This is a genomic window from Hominiventricola sp. (genome assembly GCF_057604405.1).
On sequence record NZ_DBLYVB010000022.1, the window covers coordinates 15,325 to 32,037 of the forward strand.

Genomic DNA, 16,713 nt, shown 5'->3' on the forward strand with positions numbered 1-16,713 from the left:
TTATGCAAGTATTTCTATGCAAATGAAGCATAGATAACCCATATTTCTGCAAACATTACCAATAAAAGTACACCATCTATCATCCAATTAAACTGAATGTCCGTTAAGAAAGTTTTTGAATGTGTCAGGCAATATTTTACTTTTTCTCGTCCAGTCAAAAAAGTGATAAGCACTTGTAATATAGGAAATAAAAATATTTGTATTTTTCTTCCATAATCATCCGCAATCCCATTTGCAAAATGTACTGGAATAATACTCGGTAAGAAAAATATACTTACAAGAGCAAGCAAAAATCCTATTATACAAATTATCCATGTGAATTTTCTAGTATTGATAAATTTCATAACAATCCTTCTTTCTGCTAAATTCAAGTTTTTCCAATACATAACACGTACTTACATTATACTCCTCACCAATGCAAACCTCAATTTATTCTCCATCCTTTTTCCCGTTATTAAGCTTCGGGCAGTAAAATGCCTTTACTTCCACCCCATCTTCCTCCGACTCAATTTCCACATAATAATCCCGGATAAAGTATCCCGCATTATGCTCCTGAATGGCGTACAGCTCCAATGTCTGAAAATCCACCAGTACCAGATCACGGGGCTTGGGTTTTTGCGTTTCCTCACAGAATACCTCCATGCTTTCCACCAGCTTATCCAGGCATTCCTGACACAGATGGTTCTGTACTTTTTTCACATCGAAGATACTATCTTCCCCGTAATCCACCGATACTTCGGAAATCCCGTAATCCGACATCTGCTCCGTATGGAAAAAGCAGCCGCCTTCTCCTGTCCCGGTATAACCCATATGCCCGTTTCCCTGCGGGCCGGTAAGATTCCCGTCCTCATCATGATTCCGGATATGCATATCCATCACATACCAGTGATTGGTACAGATCACTCCCAGATCGTCAAACTTCCGGAAATAATCCATCATACTCCGTTCATCGCTTCCACACAGCCAGCACTGTTTTGGATCTTTCAGCTTGCTTTCTACTGATTCAGGCACCTTTCTTTCTACCGGGTGATATTCCTGCTCCTGTGTTTTTTCAAGATAACCTGTCAGATCCAGCCGGCTGATTCCCAGTCCGATCAGAATTCCTGACGCACATGCCAATAATCCCACATATCCCTTTTTCATATTATAGTCATCCTTTAAGAATTAGTTTTATAATGCTTTTAGGATTACTATATCAAATCTTGCAATCACTTTCATCATAAATCGCATATTTTTATGTGTTTTATTGCATATACAGCTTTCAAAAAAACTGCCTGCGGCAATTTCGCAGACAGCTTCTATTTCATCATCTCTTCAATTATCACATCCAGCATCCGAAGCACGCTTTCCTGCTTCTTCGGTGTGAGCCTTTCCAGCTTTCCTTCCACTACAGAAGTATGTTCCATTCTGGTAAGAGGAATCACTTCCTTCAGCACTTCATTCGGTTCCGCACCTAATACATTCAACAGCTTTACAAATGTTTCCATCGTAGGTGTTTTCACTTCCCGCTCAATCGCACCCAGATGGTTGGTACTGATATCCACCAGTTCAGCCAGTCTCTCCTGCGTAATTCCTGCCTCTTCCCTGTACCTGCGGATTGCCTTTCCCATTCCTTTCACACGCACACCTCCTCCTTCCAGTATTCACTAACGCTTAAAGCATTAGTCATGTAAATCCAGTATAATTGGTTGCAAATCACGCTTACAGTATCCATAAGGATTGCATTTATAACGCTTTTAGCGTTGGTCACATTTTTGGCACTCCATCGTCTGTAACTGGCACAGTCCTGCGATTGTAGCGGTAATTTACCCATGTTAAAATTGATATTGTCAAAATTATATGCAGAACGAAACGCAGCACTGCCGTATGGGAAGCCTCTCCTGCGGCAAATAAGCTGCGTTTTTTCTGTAAGATAGGAGGATCTTTACAATTTCATACTTTGATTTAGGACGCAGCCTGCATTGACCGGGCTGCGTCCTTTCTTGAGGCAGGAAAACCATAAGCAAAGGCAGGGGAGGTAATTCTCCTGCCGCTCTTATAAAAAGGAGGTACTTTTACGTGAAACACAAACTGAAAAACGCTCCGCCGGACACAAAACGGCATGTCAATTATGGCAGATGCCTGTATGCTGCATTTCTGGCTGTCACAGTCCTCTGCGGATATACACAGCCGGTTTTTGCCGCTACCATCTGGACCAAAGCCAATGAGATCATGAAGGATGTCTATAACCAGATTATCCTCATTTCCACCATTGCTGCAGTCGTAACGGCATCGGTTGCCCTTCTGATGATGAATTTTTCCAAAAGCGGAAAAACCGTGGACGAATCACGTGCATGGCTCAAGCGTATCGTCATTACCTGGGCGATCTTAAACGGGCTTGGCTTTATCATGGCTTACATCACCCCGTTCTTTGCAGGCGGAAAATGGAACGGATAGACGAAAGGAGATGCCACTATGGGAATACTTGACGGAATCGTGGAATGGATTGCCGAACAGGTCATGAACATTCTGGATCTGATCACCACTTCAGTCCTCGGTGCTCTGGGCTGTTCCATGGATACGTTTCTTCGCTACTTTCCTGCAGCCGAGACCATGTATCAGGTCTTTCTGGCACTGGGCATCGGGCTGATCCTCTTAAACTGGGTATGGCAGCTCTTTAAAAATTACTTTATGGGAGCCGGTATCGAAGCGGAAGATCCCATTAAGCTGTCCATCCGTTCCTTCCTCTTTATCTTTCTCACCTTCTATGCGAAAGATATTGTGGATCTGCTCCTGAATATTTCAGGAACACCGTACAACTGGATTTTGACGGAAGACCTGCCGCCTTTAAAATTTGCGGATTTTAACTCCGTAGTCACAGTCATCCTAGGAGTCTGTGCAAATGGGGCGGTAGCCATCATTGCACTGATTCTGGTACTGATTCTGGCGTGGAACTACATCAAGCTGCTCTTTGAAGCGGCAGAACGTTATATTCTTCTGGGGGTACTGGTCTACACAGCCCCGGCAGCTTTTTCCATGGGTGCCAGCCAGTCAACTGGAAATATCTTCAAAAGCTGGTGCCGGATGCTTGGCGGCCAGTTCTTTTTGCTGCTGATGAATGCGTGGTGCCTGCGGCTGTTTACTTCTATGGTCGGCACCTTCCTTGCCAATCCGTTATCCCTATAAGAAAGGAGGACCAAAATGAAACTTAGAAAGAAACTCATACCATTCCTGGTATTAACTGCCTGTCTGGTACTGTTTTGCTCCATGCCGGTCTTTGCAGCGGAGCTTACGGAAGCAGACGTGGAAGCGGCAGTTGCCAGTCAGGGAAAGGAGGCGGTAACCGGAAATGTCTTCGTCTGGTTCCTGTGTGCCATTGCCTTTTTAAAGGTATCCCAGAAAATTGATTCTTTTCTGGCATCGCTTGGCATCAATGTCGGCAATACCGGAGGAAACATGATGGCTGAACTTCTGATTGCAGGACGGAGCCTGACCGGTTCCATGCGTTCCCATGGTGGTGGCGGCTACCGCAAAGCCTCTTCTCCCGGAAGTGCGGCTGTCGCAGGAAGCTTCCTATCCGGCGGGCTTGCCGGAGCAGTGGGAAGACAGGTACAAAGGGAAGCGGTCAATTCCGCAACCGGTTATACCGAACACAGCAGTATCGGAAACATGCTCTACCAGTCATCCCTGAACAAAGGCGGAGACTTTGCCAATCAGGTCATCAGCAACATTGCACAGGGAAATTACGGTCAGGTAGGTTCCATCAAGGGAGCAGACGCACAGAAAGCCTTTACTTCCTATATGGGCATCAATCCGGGCGGCGGTTCTTCCTATGATAATGTAGAAATCGGTGGCGGAAGGATCACCGGTACCGAAACCGGAAGCTCCGGAAACCGGGATTTTGCCCTGTACCATGCCGACCAGTATGCAGCTCCTACTCAGGGCTCCTACTCTACGGTACAGTCCGTGGATGGTTCCACCTGGTACAAGCAGTATGCACAGGATACGGTCGAAAAAACACCATATACTTCCGGCAGCGGCAAAGTAGCCTACAATGAATCCATTGTCCAGAAACTGCCGCCAGCCCCACAGCGAAAGGAGCGTATGTAACATGCCAAAAACAGCCTTGATGGGCAGTCCTCTTGCTGTCATCGGTACAGTATTCCGGCACAGGCGCACCCTTGCGAAAACTGGAGCAGCCGTCGGCGGTGTACTGATGCTTCCCATTCTGTTCCTTGTCATGCTTCCGGGACTCGTCTTCGGAGACCTCTCTGAAAATACCGGAGCACTGACCAGCAACACGGTAATCAGTGAAAATATCCGGGCTTCCAATCAGGCAATCGTGGAGGTGCTTCAGGAAAGCCATGATGCACTGCTTGCTAAGATCAATGCGGAAATTGCCAGACTCCCGGAAGGAGATACTGCCTCTATCAGCGATCCTTACGCTTCCAGTATCATCGTAAATGCGAACCAGCTCATCGCACAGTTTTGTGCCAGCCAGGATGACTATAAAAATATAAATATCAGCAAACTCAAAAGCCTGATCCGGGAAAACGAGGACGGGCTTTTTTCTTATGACGTTACTTCAGAAACGGCCACGGTGGAAGTTCCGGCGGAAGAGGAAAATGCACCACCCAGAAAGGTTACTTTTACCCGCCATACCTACACGGTCAGCTATGCCGGAGATGCCTACTTTGCAGATCACGTCTTTCATCTGACCGATAAGCAGAAAAAAACGGCAGACAGTTATGTGGAAAACCTGACCATGTTCTTTGGCGGCTCCGCTTCCGGTCTTGCCATGGCGGTAGGTGTCAGCGATGAGGTGCTGGCTTACCGGGCTACCATCCAGCAGGTCGCACAGAAATACGGCATGGAAGCTTATGTGGAACTCCTCATGGCAGTCATGATGCAGGAAAGCGGCGGGCGTGGAAGCGATCCCATGCAGGCGGCAGAAGGCGGCTTTAATAAGAAATACCCCCATGTCCCCAACGGCATCACCGATCCTGCTTATTCCATCGAATGTGGGATTCAGGAATTAAAGTATGCACTGGATAAAGCAGGATGTACCGGACCTACCGACCTGGACCGCATCAAGCTGGCGCTTCAGGGTTACAATTACGGCTCCGGCTATATCGACTGGGCAATGGAACGTGACGGCGGTTATACCAAAGAAAACGCCATTGCTTATTCGGATATGATGTGTGCCCGTCCGAACTGGCATTATGACCGGTATGGGGACAAGGAATATGTGGAGCATGTTCTCCGGTATTATCAGATTACCAATACCGGCGGAAGCTATCCGGCAAACGGAATGCAGATTCCGCACTATCTCCAGACCGATTACGGGAACATTCCTTATGGCGGCGGCTCCATCGCATCTTCCGGCTGCGGGCCTACCAGCTTTGCCATGATCGCCAGCTACCTGACCGGGAATACCATTACCCCTCCGGATGCGGTGGCATGGTGCGGGAATTCCTATTACAAGCCGGGAGTTGGAACCTACTGGAGCTACTTTCAGGCTGCAGCCAGTCATTTCGGCTGTGGCAGCGTCACACAGACCAGCAATGCCAATACGGTACTTCAGGCACTCTCCGAAGGCTGTCCGGTCATCTCCTCTCAGCGGGCAGGACTTTTCACCAGCGGCGGACACTTCATCGTACTCCGAGGTGTTACGGCAAACGGCAAGGTACTGGTCAATGATCCCAATGACAGTGACGCAAAGAACTATATTAACCGTGAATTTGATATGATGTCGGAAATCCATGCTACGGCAAATGCCTACTGGATCTTCGACAAAAAATAAAGGAGCCATTATGAACAGAACAAAAGTGATTCTTTCCATTTTTCTGATGCTGTTTCTGCTGCTTGCCGGACTGGTTCTCCCCAGTTTCTGGAAAAGCCAGAAAAAAGAAGCTTCCGGAAACAAAGGCAGGGAACCGGCAAAGGAAACAACAGAAACAAATTCTGATACCCCCATGCCGGAATATCTGGATTTTGATGCTTTAAAAGCATTTTTCTCCGACAGCCAGATTGCTTCTCTCAAAGGGCAGTTTCCTGTCTACCTAAAAGAGTATGTCAAAAAAGAACAGACAAGCATCACCTTCCTGCCGGAAAAAACCAGCTACCCTACCGAAACAACCGTCTGCCTGATGTTTTCACTTTCCGATCAGGATACGCTTCCGGTTACCTACCACACCCCGACGGGTGTGTTTTTATTTGGAGAAGACGGGGTACAGGTCTCTGCAGATACGACTGTTTACGAAAAGCAAACCGATGATTCCCTGCCGTCCCTGACTTCGCAGGACATTGAACACCTGCAGGAAGGCGGGTATCCGGATACTTCTGACAGCCCGGAAGCTCCGGACACAGAATCCGGCAGTGCCTCTGTGCCTTCCGAAGATGCGAAAGATACGAAAAAGGAGGTGCAGCCATGACACAGCCAGAAGAAACACCGGTTTCCTTTATCCCTTCCAACTTCATTGAGAAAGGCAAGATCCTAAACGGAACTTTTGACATCCGCAATGCCATAGAAAGCATTGTTCTTTCCCTGGCAATCGGTATCCCTGTTTTCCACCTGCCGCTGTCCCTGACTGCCCGCATCATCATTCTCTGCATGACCGCACTTCCAGCGGCAATGGTAGCCCTGATTGGAATCGGCGGGGAGAGCATCACTGCCTTTTTGATGAATGCCCTGCGTTTTGTAGTGAACCGCAGGGTAATCTGGAGGTCCGACAGTCTTCCGGAAGGAAAGCCACGCAGGAAACCACGTTTCAAAGAGCCAAAGACAAAGAAACACCGGAAAGCAGAAAAAATGGCAGAGCCTTCCAAAGTAATGGCATCGGCTCCCCCACAGTCTGAACCGGACGCACCAGCTCCGCCAAAAAGTAAAAAAAAAGAACACCGGCAGTTTGATACCTCCACCAAGCGGGGCATCAAAAAACAGGCAAAGGAAGATATCCGTTATCTGAAGTGGGAGCAGAAAGAAGCCAGCCGACAGAAAAAAGAGGCGGCGAAACAGATAAAAATACAGAAAAAAACGGAAGCCCGGAGACGAAAGGAGGAAGAAAAACGGGCAGTTTCTGAAAAGCGGGCTGCAAAAAAAGAGCAGAAAAAAAAGGTGGTTTCCAAGGAGGACACCTCATCTGCCACGTCAAAACCCGTTTCCCGGAAAAAGCGAAAGAAAGACCAGACCTTGGAGGATTATCTTCCGGTGGAAAAAATCGCAAACGGAATCGTCTATACCACAGACGGACGGTACGTGAAGATCCTGGAGATTGAACCAATCAACTTTCTGCTTCGAAGTGCCAGGGAACAGCAGGGCATTATCTACAGCTTTATCAGTTACTTAAAGATCAGCCCTGTCAAACTCCAGATCAAGATGATCTCCAAAAAAGCAGACATCAATAAGCATCTGGAGCAGTCCCAGCTGGAGCTGGAGCGGGAAACCGATCCCCACTGTCAGGAACTGCAGCGTGACTACATCCAGTTTGTCCAGAACTTAAGTTCCAGAGAAGCAGTATCCAGACGGTTCTTTCTGATCTTTGAATATGAACCATTCAACGCAAACCGAAAGGAAGAGGAACGGGAAATCCTTGCTGCTCTTGAGACAGCCTCCCAGACCGCCAAAACCTTTCTATACCAGTGCGGGAATGAAGTGGTCTCCCATGACAATGAGGATGAATTTACTACGGATGTTCTCTACACCCTTTTAAACCGTACCCTTTGTACGGAGGTTCCGCTTTCGAACCGGATCAGCACTGTACTGTCCGCCTATACAAAGGAAAATCGCATGGAGGAACTGGATCACATCCGGATCAACGAGTTTCTCGCACCGGAAAGTGTGGATTTCAAGCACTCCCATTATGTGCAGATCAATGGGCTTTACCATTCCTACCTGCTTGTGCCGTCTGACGGCTACAAAAACCGGGTAACTCCCGGATGGCTGTCACTCCTTGTCAATGCCGGGGAAGGGATTGATATTGATTTCTTTCTCCAGAAACAGCCAAAGGACAAGATTCAGCAGCGTCTCGGTCAGCAGATCCGTATCAACCGTTCCAAATTAAAGGATGCGTCCGATACCAACACTGATTATGACGATCTGGATTCTGCCATCCGCTCCGGATATTTTCTGAAGCAGGGACTTGCCAACAACGAAGATTTCTATTACATGAATCTTCTCATCACCATTACTGCTTCCACGTTGGAAGAACTGCAGTGGCGGATTCAGGAAATGAAAAAGCTCCTGATCTCGCAGGATATGAACTTACACTCCTGCTACTTTTTACAGGAGCAGGGATTTTTATCCTCTCTGCCGCTGGCAAATCTGGACAAGAAGCTTTTTAAGCTGTCCAAGCGGAACGTACTGACTTCCGGGGCGGCAAGCTGCTATCCCTTCGTCAGCTACAGTATCTGCGATGATAACGGAATCCTCTTTGGGGTAAACAAGCATAACAATTCCCTGGTCATTGCGGATATCTTTGATTCCAGGCAGTACAAGAACAGCAACATCTGTATCTTAGGCTGTTCGGGAGCAGGAAAGACCTTCACCATGCAGACCATGGCACTAAGGATGCGAAGAAAAGGCATCCAGGTGTTCATCATCGCTCCGCTAAAGGGACACGAATTTTACCGGGCTGCAAGGAATGTCGGCGGAGAATTTATCCAGATCTCTCCTGCCAGTAAGAACTGTATCAACATCATGGAAATCCGGAAGGTAGACAATTCTGTAAATGAACTGCTGGACGGACCGACACTGGATGCCTCCGCACTGGCAGGCAAGATCCAAAGGCTTCACATCTTCTTCAGTCTGCTGATCCCGGATATGTCCCATGAGGAGAAGCAGCTTCTGGATGAAGCCCTAATCAAAACCTATGCCAGAAAAGGGATTACACATAAAAATGAATCCCTGACAGATCCGCAGCATCCGGAGCAGTACAAAAAGATGCCCATTCTGGAGGATGTCTACAATGTCCTGCTGGAAAGCGAGGATACCAAACGTCTGGCTCATATCCTGAACCGCCTGGTTCACGGTTCTGCTTCTTCCTTTAACCAGCAGACCAATGTGGACCTGACCAATAAATATACGGTACTGGATATCTCCGAACTGACCGGTTCCAGCGATCTTTTAACGGTCGGCATGTTCGTTGCCCTGGATTATGTCTGGGATAAAGCGAAGGAAAACCGTACCGAAGAGAAAGCCATCTTTGTCGATGAGGTCTGGCAGCTCATCGGTGCATCCAGCAACCGGCTTGCAGCGGAATTCGTACTGGAGATTGCCAAGATCATCCGTGCTTACTCCGGAGCCGGCATCTTTGCCACACAGGATTTAAACGACTTCTTTGCTCTGGATGACGGGAAGTACGGCAAGGGTATCATCAATAACTGCAAGACCAAGATTATCCTGAACATGGAGGATGAAGAGGCACAGCGGGTGAAGACTATCCTGCATCTATCGGAAACAGAAGTAATGAACATCACCCATTTCCAGCGGGGCAACGGTCTGATCTCAACCAACAACAATAACATCACTGTGGAATTTAAGGCTTCCAATCTGGAAAAGGAGCTGATTACCACAGATCGGCAGGAGCTTCTGGAAATCCTTGCGAAACAGAAGAAACAGGCTGTGTAACTTTTGGCAGCACTGACGCTGCCCTTTTCATTTGAACTTCAAGAAGGAGGAGACTTATGTTACAGACATACAAATCCTATACCAGACGGACGCTGGCTATGCTGCTGGCAGTCCTTGTCGCAGTCGGCGCATTGTTTTCCGGCAGTTTTCCGGTTCATGCAGCCGACGGCACCATCAGCTATAAGGCAGGTGCCAATATCCCTTACGGCAGCTATTTTACCTCCCGCATGAGCTTTGACGGGAGCAATACTGCCTACTGCGTGGAACCACTGAAGAAAACACCTTCCTCTGGTTCCTATTCCTATGACCTTTTAAGCCAGAACTCCCCGCTCAGAAAAGCGCTCTACTACTTAAACGGCGGTTACGGCTACGATAAAGTCGTCAAGGATAAATATTTCAGTGGCTGGAGTGATGATAACAGCTATGTCATCGGACATCTGGTTGTCGCTTACATCTATGCCGGTAATTCCGCTGACACCGGAGCTTTCCATGGCGCCCCGCAGTCCTATATTGATAAAGCACTGGAAGTAGCCAGTGCCATTCAGGGACTTCCGAACCCGCCGGAAGGCTTCCGGGCATTCATCGTTCCGGGACAGGGCAGCCAGACCATTGCCGGAAGCTGGTATCAGGTCCCAAACGGCTGGATCGAACTGAAAAAATCTTCTGCCAACGGAAGCGTATCGGACGGGAATCCGAATTACAGCTTAAAGGGTGCTGTGTATGGGATCTATCAGGGTGAGAAGCTCATCCAGAAACTGACCACTGATGAAAACGGGTATGCCAGATCCGGCGAACTGGAGGAAGGCGATTATACCATAAAAGAGCTCTCTGCTTCCAAAGGCTACATTGTAGACACCAAAGCTCACAAAGTCACCGTAAAAGCAGAACAGACTTCTGCTGCAAACGTAACAGATATTCCGCAGAATAATCCCATGAATCTGGTGCTTGAAAAGCTGGATGCCGAAACAAAGAAAGCCTCCCCACAGGGAGCAGCTTCCCTTGCAAACGCAGAATTTACAGTCAAGTTCTATACCGAGCAGTCTGACAGTGATCCTGCGGAAGCTGGAAAGAAACCGGCACGTACCTGGGTATTAAAAACAGATGTTTCCGGAAAGATGCATTTTACCAAAGATTCCTTTGTAAGCGGCGATGCCTTTTACTATACCAGTGATGGCAAGACCGTCTGTCTTCCGCTCGGTACCATAACGGTACAGGAAAGCAAAGCCCCTGCCGGATACCAGCTCAATCCAACTGTCTTCGTACAGAAAATTACAGGTGACGGTAAGCAGGAAATGGTTTCGGTATACCAGTCTTCTACCATAGAAGAATCTGTCATCCGTGGCGGAGTGAAGATCCAGAAACGTGACAGCGAGACCGGAGAAGCAAAACCGCAGGGTTCTGCCACTTTGGAAGGTACTGTCTTTGCGATCACTACGTTAAATGAAAATCCGGTATTAGTAGACGGAACATCCTACACGAAAGATCAGGTTGTCCTTACACTTACTGCCGATAAATCCGGTTCTGCTGCAACTGCAAAAGATGCTCTCCCATTCGGACATTACCGTGTGGATGAAACAACTGCACCTTCCGGTTATCTGAACAGCGGAAAGATCTCTGTAGAATTTGACATCACAGAACAGGGAAAAATCGTGGAACTGACTGCAAAAGACAATTCCATCTCCAATCAGGTCATCCGCGGGGATCTGGAATTTGTCAAGATTGCTGACGGCAGCCAGAACCGTCTGGCAAATGTGCCATTTAAGATCACTTCCAAAACAACAGGCGAAAGCCATGTGATTGTGACAGATGCCAACGGTTATGCCAGCACTTCCTCCAAATGGAACAAACATACCGCAAATACCAACCGGGGTGAGTCTTCGGAAGACGGCATCTGGTTCGGCACCTCCAAACCGGATGATTCCAAAGGCGCTCTCATTTACGATACTTACACTCTGGCGGAACAGCGTTGTGATTCCAACAAAGGCATGGATCTTTTAACCTTTGAAGTCAAGGTTTATAAGGATTCTGTTCTGATACAGGTTGGAACTCTGACCGATGATGCCATTGAGATCGGCACGACTGCTCTGGATGCCGAGACCGGTACACACATGAGCCAGCCGGCAAAAGAAGTGACCATTGAAGACGTTGTGGAATACGAAGGACTGAAAAAGGGCCAGAAATACAAACTGACTGGAACCTTAATGGATAAAAAAACCGGGGAACCAATCCTTGTGGATGAAAAACCGGTGATTTCTGAAACTGAATTTACTGCAAAGAAATCCTCCGGCTCCGTCAAAGTAACCTTTACCTTTGATGCAACTTCCTTAAAGGGAAAAACAACCGTTGTCTTCGAGGAATTATATCAGGATGAGATGCAGCTTGCAGTCCATACCGACATCAACGATGAAGACCAGACCATCTATTTCCCGGAAATCAAGACTACTGCGAAAGATGCGGACACGAACTCCAATATTTCCTGTGCAAAGGAAGAAATCACGCTGGTGGATACGGTTTCCTTTAAGGGGCTGGTTCCTAACCAGAAATATGAAGTGACTGGAACTCTGATAGATAAAGAAACAAAGAAACCAGTCGAAGCAGACGGAAAACCGGTGACAGCAAAAGCATCCTTCAAGCCAAAAGAATCCGCTGGTACGGTAGATGTTACCTTTACCTTTGATGCCAGCTCCTTAAAAGGGAAAACAGTAGTTGTCTTTGAATCCCTGGCTTACAAAGACAAGGAAGTTGCCGTACACACAGACATTGCGGATGAAGGACAGACTATTTACTTCCCGGAAATCAAAACCACTGCAACAGATGCTGCTTCCGGCACACACTATGCAAAACCGGAAAAAGAACTGACGCTTACAGACCTTGTGGAATACAAAAACCTGATCCCAGGCAAAGAGTACAAGCTGACAGGAACACTCATGGATGCGGAAACCGAAAAACCTTTCGATGTGGATGGCAAAGCTGTGACTGCAGAAACAAGTTTCACTCCGGAAGAAGCTAACGGCAGCGTAGAGCTTTCCTTTACCTTTGATGCCTCTGCACTTTCCGGAAAAACGCTCGTGGCATTTGAAACAATGACTTTTGAAGATCACGAAGTAGCGGTACATGCGGACATCAAAGATGCCAACCAGACCATCTACTTCCCGGAAATCAAAACCACAGCCAAAGACGGCAGTGACGGGGATCAGGATGTCTCTGCTTCCAAGGAAGCGACTATCGTAGATACGGTCACTTATCATGGTCTGATGCCTGGATCTGAGTACAAAGTCATCGGAACCCTGATGAATAAGGAAACCGGAGAGGCTTTGTTAAAAGACGGAAAACCAGTTACCGCTCAGGCAGAATTTAAAGCAGAAAAAGCTGGCGGCTCTGTGGAAGTTACCTTTACCTTCGACGCTTCTGCTCTTGCCGGACAGGATGTGGTTGTCTTTGAAAAGCTCTACTATACAGACGGAAAAACCGAGCATGAGATTGCTTCCCATGAGGATCTGAAGGATGAAGGTCAGACCGTACACATGACGGAGCTTCCGAAAGAACCGGAGACGCCTCCGGTAGCTCCGCCTGTAAAGACCGGCGATGAGACGCCGCTTCTCCTGTATGCCGGAATCGCCATAGCTGCACTTGCAGGTGCAAGTGTCCTGGGCATCGTTTACTTCAAACGCAAAAAGAAACATCAGTAACTCATAACGAAGACTCCTGCAGGCAGCTCCCACATGGAACTGCCTGCTTCTTTAGTAGGTGATGAATATGAAACACCCCCACTGCAAGACAGATGCCAAGCACATCCGTCATTTTCTGAACCTCTGTGAAGGGAACTGGCACTCCTGTATCTACGTCTGGTGCCGCACTTGTAACGCACAGGAAAGCTGTGAGAACTCTGGCTTTTTATTCCATCCGGATGAAACGGGAAGCCCCTGCATCCTCCCTCTTTCAGATGCAGCGCTTTTGTTTCCCCGGATACCGGAGCCAACCGAATGTACCGGAAGCATGAGCATTGCTGCTTTTACAGAGCTTTATCTGCCCTATCTGGCCGCTCAGAAGCTGCCTTTAAAGCCATGTCCCATTCCGGCACTGCTCCGGCTTCAGGAGAACCAGCAATATGACTGGTAACAAAAAGTTGCACTTTCAGGCTCTTATACGTACAGGATATGTAAAGAAAGGAGGCACTGCCTATGTTAAACGTAATTTCAATCATCCAATGTATCGATCAGGTCTTTACGAACCTGATATTTATTCCCATGATTTTTGTCCTGTATGTGAAATTCCGTCCGAAAAAGCCATGGACCAGAAGGCGCAGGAACACTTACCTGCTCTGTCTGGTACTGATCAGCTTATTCCTGCTACGGATTTTCTGTGAGAAGTTCATCTTTACACCGGTTAATTATCCACGTTTCACAGACAGCGGCTTATTCCCGCTCATCCGAGCAATTTTCTATCCCGGCATCTGAAAAATGGGGATTCGTGCCATTTAGTCCGAATCTGGGATCAGTATCCGCTTGCGTCCTATGGGAATTCATCACCTGCTTACTTACAATATAAGTATACAGTACGTACTGGTTATTCACGTACACGTTACGTATCGTGTATGTACAAGCGAGGTGAAAACAGATGAAGAAACCAAAAATCATCCGCTGCCCTTACTGCGGCGGAACAGCAATATTAAGAGATGCATCCTTTGTATATGGAACGCATTCTCATGGCGGACAGGTTTATGTCTGCTCCCACTATCCATCCTGCAATTCCTATGTCGGGGTACATCCGGGAACCAAGATACCAAAAGGAACGCTCGCCAACCGGGAGCTTCGTCAAAAGCGGATTCAGGCACATCGAATTTTCGATCAGATCTGGCAACAGGGCATCCTTTCCAAACCGGAAGCATATCGCTGGGTGGCAGATAAGTTCTGTCTGACAGATAAGCAGGCTCACATCGGACAGTTCAGCAACTATATGTGCGACCAGCTCATTCGGGAATCCGCAGATGTTTTAAAGAACAACCATATTCCCTTCCGCCTCCGGGCAGCCAGCTGAAAGGCGGTGATTGATGATGACCTTACCACTAAATAAAAAGCAAAAACAACTGGTGGAAAAATCCATGGATCTGGTTCCGATCATGATTCGTTCCATGACCCGCACCGCTGCCTATGTAACTGAGGAAGAACAACAGGAATTATGTCAGATTGGATATCTGGCTTTGTGCCGGTCGGCTGTCGGATTTGAGGAAGGAAGATCATTCCAGCCTTATGCCAAAACTATCATCCGTCATGCCATCTTTGACTACTGGCGGAAAATTGCCCGTGACCGCTCCATGCTCTGTTCTCTGGACGAAGCATCATCTGAAGATGAACATCTCCATTATCGTGATTTGTTTTCCTACGAGGATACACAAACAACTCACCCGGAAAAGGACACAAACCAGACCTTGCTTCTTGAGCATTTAACCCAGCTTGGCACCGGACAGTCCTCAACTATTCAGAAGGGAATTGTAGCCCTCTATCTGCAACAGCAGGGATATACCAGCTTTGACTTGGCAAAACACTACCAAGTACCAGCCAATCGTGTACGGGCATGGCAGAGCAAAGCACGGAAACTATTACAGCAGGATGATGCACTCTATGCACTTCTGACTTAACCTTGAAGGAGGGAACTTTTATGCTGACACTTTATACTGCTGTCGGAACCTTAAAATTTCAAAAAACGACAGGCGGAAAATCCATTCCTCTTGTAATCAACGATGGACAAGAATATGGACTATCGGATGACGAGCTGCTGCTCTGGAGCTGTCTTGCCTTCCAGATTCTGACGCTCCATGAACTCCAGGATGCCTATACCCTGCGCCAGATACAGAAAGAAGGTCCGAAAGGCTTATCCTTCCAACACTATCTGAACCGACTTTCCTTACGCGGTCTGGTTGTAAGCGGAATTGGACTGACAGGGGTGGATGCCTTATATCGCCTTCTCGGCAGTCTGACCATTATTCCCTTGAAGGATACCTTTCCCATCCGGCTCTTTGGCTGCGTTCAGCTTTATCTGGAAGGAACTATTGGTGCAAAAGAGTTTGGCAGATATTTAAAGAAGAAACCCTCTTCACCGATGGAAGATACCATTCTGAAGCTGGCTGATAAGGTATCCCTCACGACCGCTGAGCTTGTCACAAGTATGGAGCAGGAAAAAGTAATCCACAACGAATCGGATATTATGGATGAGTTATACACAGAACCGGAGACAACTTACCAAACACTTGTGGATGATGTCCAGATTCACCATACCCAGTATCCAGTGCTGCAGGCTATTGCTAATTTGTACCTGAATAAACAAATCACATTTCATACATGTTAAAGGAAGGAACCTTATGCCAAAACCATTTTTCACAAAGCTGGTTGCCATCAGTGCAATCGGCTTTTTCTGTGTACTTTTTGGGTGCATCTTCGGGATCGCCACCCATGACCGGCTCTTTATCCTCATGAGCCTCCTCATCGGAATCTGCAGCATCTTGCGTGCACTCAGTTTCTACCACCTGATCCATACACATGCTTATCTGTCACTGGACGTAAGCTGCACGAAACGGGAACAGACACTCTTCGGGAAAAACCAGCAATATTGGTTTGCCAGTGATAACGGAAAGGAATACGCCTTCTCACTGGAAAAGAATATCAAACTCCTAGAGGGACATCGGTATCGGCTGTACTTCCGGAAACCACAGCAGGGAACAGGGCAATCGATGCCATGTGCCGGAGATATTCTCGGATATGAAGAACTCACCGATCAACTGCCGGAACTTCCGGATACATCCGTTTAGATAGAAAATGAGCCGCCCGTACTGCATCACCCCTACAGTTCTGGCGGCTCATTTTATTATAAATAACCTCTCTTATTTCTATCAAACAATAGTGTTTGTATCCGCTTCAATGCCATGAGCATTTGCTTATGTGTGATAAAGAAGTAATAGAAGTGTAAAAAATTTTGCCTTTCCTATCCGATACTTGCCTTTGATATCGGATAGGGCGGGCGGTCATTCGGGCAAGTCCACTTTGCCGACGAAAGAATAGTAAATCTCAATATCCTGTCTGCGTGTGCCGTTTTCATCGTAGCTGCACTCA

At 47.5% G+C, this 16,713-nt stretch carries 16 protein-coding genes; 13 read left to right on the plus strand and 3 right to left on the minus strand.

Annotated features, from left to right (window positions below; genetic code table 11):
• Positions 1-14: 14 nt before the first annotated feature.
• The 3 genes from ACZMB2_RS11630 to ACZMB2_RS11640 all read right to left on the minus strand — a co-directional run bounded on the left by ACZMB2_RS11630 (position 15) and on the right by ACZMB2_RS11640 (position 1,610).
• The gene (locus tag ACZMB2_RS11630) at positions 15-344 is read right to left on the minus strand and encodes a DUF1648 domain-containing protein (protein WP_022415592.1); all 330 of its coding nucleotides are present in this window, start codon (positions 342-344) and stop codon (positions 15-17) included.
• A gap of 85 nt (positions 345-429) precedes the next feature.
• Entirely contained in the window at positions 430-1,143 is a 714-nt protein-coding gene (locus ACZMB2_RS11635) for a hypothetical protein (protein ID WP_005333529.1), read from the minus strand.
• A 155-nt stretch (positions 1,144-1,298) separates the two neighbouring features.
• A complete protein-coding gene (locus ACZMB2_RS11640; RefSeq protein WP_179960461.1) occupies positions 1,299-1,610 on the minus strand; it encodes a helix-turn-helix domain-containing protein in 312 nt (103 codons plus the stop codon).
• A 448-nt stretch (positions 1,611-2,058) separates the two neighbouring features.
• On the opposite strand from ACZMB2_RS11640, the gene ACZMB2_RS11645 reads away from it, so the two are divergent.
• The 13 genes from ACZMB2_RS11645 to ACZMB2_RS11705 all read left to right on the plus strand — a co-directional run bounded on the left by ACZMB2_RS11645 (position 2,059) and on the right by ACZMB2_RS11705 (position 16,412).
• Positions 2,059-2,436 (plus strand): hypothetical protein, encoded by a 378-nt coding sequence (locus ACZMB2_RS11645; RefSeq protein WP_005333524.1) that lies wholly within the window; start codon positions 2,059-2,061, stop codon positions 2,434-2,436.
• Between the two features lie 18 nt (positions 2,437-2,454).
• The gene (locus tag ACZMB2_RS11650) at positions 2,455-3,165 is read left to right on the plus strand and encodes a hypothetical protein (protein WP_227226829.1); all 711 of its coding nucleotides are present in this window, start codon (positions 2,455-2,457) and stop codon (positions 3,163-3,165) included.
• 15 nt (positions 3,166-3,180) lie between these two features.
• A complete protein-coding gene (locus ACZMB2_RS11655) occupies positions 3,181-4,089 on the plus strand; it encodes a hypothetical protein (RefSeq protein ID WP_227226830.1) in 909 nt (302 codons plus the stop codon).
• Between the two features lies 1 nt (position 4,090).
• Entirely contained in the window at positions 4,091-5,782 is a 1,692-nt protein-coding gene (locus ACZMB2_RS11660; RefSeq protein WP_005333517.1) for a lysozyme family protein, read from the plus strand.
• Between the two features lie 10 nt (positions 5,783-5,792).
• Complete coding sequence (locus ACZMB2_RS11665) at positions 5,793-6,413, plus strand: DUF5038 domain-containing protein (RefSeq protein WP_023921583.1); 621 nt, start codon at positions 5,793-5,795, stop codon at positions 6,411-6,413.
• Entirely contained in the window at positions 6,410-9,607 is a 3,198-nt protein-coding gene (locus ACZMB2_RS11670) for a TraG/VirB4 family ATPase (protein WP_023921581.1), read from the plus strand. Before ACZMB2_RS11665 ends, ACZMB2_RS11670 begins: the two co-directional genes overlap by 4 nt.
• A gap of 56 nt (positions 9,608-9,663) precedes the next feature.
• Positions 9,664-13,296 carry a VaFE repeat-containing surface-anchored protein gene (locus ACZMB2_RS11675; RefSeq protein WP_023921579.1) on the plus strand — a complete coding sequence of 1,211 codons (3,633 nt, stop codon included), beginning with the start codon at positions 9,664-9,666 and terminating at the stop codon, positions 13,294-13,296.
• 61 nt (positions 13,297-13,357) lie between these two features.
• The gene (locus ACZMB2_RS11680) at positions 13,358-13,726 is read left to right on the plus strand and encodes a hypothetical protein (RefSeq protein ID WP_136017835.1); all 369 of its coding nucleotides are present in this window, start codon (positions 13,358-13,360) and stop codon (positions 13,724-13,726) included.
• Between the two features lie 62 nt (positions 13,727-13,788).
• Entirely contained in the window at positions 13,789-14,064 is a 276-nt protein-coding gene (locus ACZMB2_RS11685) for a hypothetical protein (RefSeq protein ID WP_008373818.1), read from the plus strand.
• Between the two features lie 160 nt (positions 14,065-14,224).
• Positions 14,225-14,644, plus strand: coding sequence for a DUF3268 family zinc-finger domain-containing protein (locus ACZMB2_RS11690; RefSeq protein ID WP_005333505.1), 420 nt, complete (start codon positions 14,225-14,227; stop codon positions 14,642-14,644).
• 13 nt (positions 14,645-14,657) lie between these two features.
• Positions 14,658-15,245, plus strand: coding sequence for a sigma-70 family RNA polymerase sigma factor (locus ACZMB2_RS11695; RefSeq protein ID WP_005333504.1), 588 nt, complete (start codon positions 14,658-14,660; stop codon positions 15,243-15,245).
• 20 nt (positions 15,246-15,265) lie between these two features.
• The gene (locus tag ACZMB2_RS11700; RefSeq protein ID WP_005333502.1) at positions 15,266-15,952 is read left to right on the plus strand and encodes a hypothetical protein; all 687 of its coding nucleotides are present in this window, start codon (positions 15,266-15,268) and stop codon (positions 15,950-15,952) included.
• 13 nt (positions 15,953-15,965) lie between these two features.
• Positions 15,966-16,412 carry a hypothetical protein gene (locus ACZMB2_RS11705; RefSeq protein WP_005333500.1) on the plus strand — a complete coding sequence of 149 codons (447 nt, stop codon included), beginning with the start codon at positions 15,966-15,968 and terminating at the stop codon, positions 16,410-16,412.
• The last annotated feature ends 301 nt before the right edge of the window (positions 16,413-16,713 follow it).

Excerpts from the sequence above, each read along its gene's own strand:
- ACZMB2_RS11630 (WP_022415592.1), bottom strand. The coding sequence starts at position 344 with ATGAAATTTATCAATACTAGAAAATTCACATGGATAATTTGTATAATA.
- ACZMB2_RS11635 (WP_005333529.1), bottom strand. The coding sequence starts at position 1,143 with ATGAAAAAGGGATATGTGGGATTATTGGCATGTGCGTCAGGAATTCTG.
- ACZMB2_RS11640 (WP_179960461.1), bottom strand. The coding sequence starts at position 1,610 with ATGGGAAAGGCAATCCGCAGGTACAGGGAAGAGGCAGGAATTACGCAG.
- ACZMB2_RS11650 (WP_227226829.1), top strand. The coding sequence starts at position 2,455 with ATGGGAATACTTGACGGAATCGTGGAATGGATTGCCGAACAGGTCATG.
- ACZMB2_RS11655 (WP_227226830.1), top strand. The coding sequence starts at position 3,181 with ATGAAACTTAGAAAGAAACTCATACCATTCCTGGTATTAACTGCCTGT.
- ACZMB2_RS11660 (WP_005333517.1), top strand. The coding sequence starts at position 4,091 with ATGCCAAAAACAGCCTTGATGGGCAGTCCTCTTGCTGTCATCGGTACA.
- ACZMB2_RS11665 (WP_023921583.1), top strand. The coding sequence starts at position 5,793 with ATGAACAGAACAAAAGTGATTCTTTCCATTTTTCTGATGCTGTTTCTG.
- ACZMB2_RS11670 (WP_023921581.1), top strand. The coding sequence starts at position 6,410 with ATGACACAGCCAGAAGAAACACCGGTTTCCTTTATCCCTTCCAACTTC.
- ACZMB2_RS11675 (WP_023921579.1), top strand. The coding sequence starts at position 9,664 with ATGTTACAGACATACAAATCCTATACCAGACGGACGCTGGCTATGCTG.
- ACZMB2_RS11680 (WP_136017835.1), top strand. The coding sequence starts at position 13,358 with ATGAATATGAAACACCCCCACTGCAAGACAGATGCCAAGCACATCCGT.
- ACZMB2_RS11685 (WP_008373818.1), top strand. The coding sequence starts at position 13,789 with ATGTTAAACGTAATTTCAATCATCCAATGTATCGATCAGGTCTTTACG.
- ACZMB2_RS11690 (WP_005333505.1), top strand. The coding sequence starts at position 14,225 with ATGAAGAAACCAAAAATCATCCGCTGCCCTTACTGCGGCGGAACAGCA.
- ACZMB2_RS11695 (WP_005333504.1), top strand. The coding sequence starts at position 14,658 with ATGATGACCTTACCACTAAATAAAAAGCAAAAACAACTGGTGGAAAAA.
- ACZMB2_RS11700 (WP_005333502.1), top strand. The coding sequence starts at position 15,266 with ATGCTGACACTTTATACTGCTGTCGGAACCTTAAAATTTCAAAAAACG.
- ACZMB2_RS11705 (WP_005333500.1), top strand. The coding sequence starts at position 15,966 with ATGCCAAAACCATTTTTCACAAAGCTGGTTGCCATCAGTGCAATCGGC.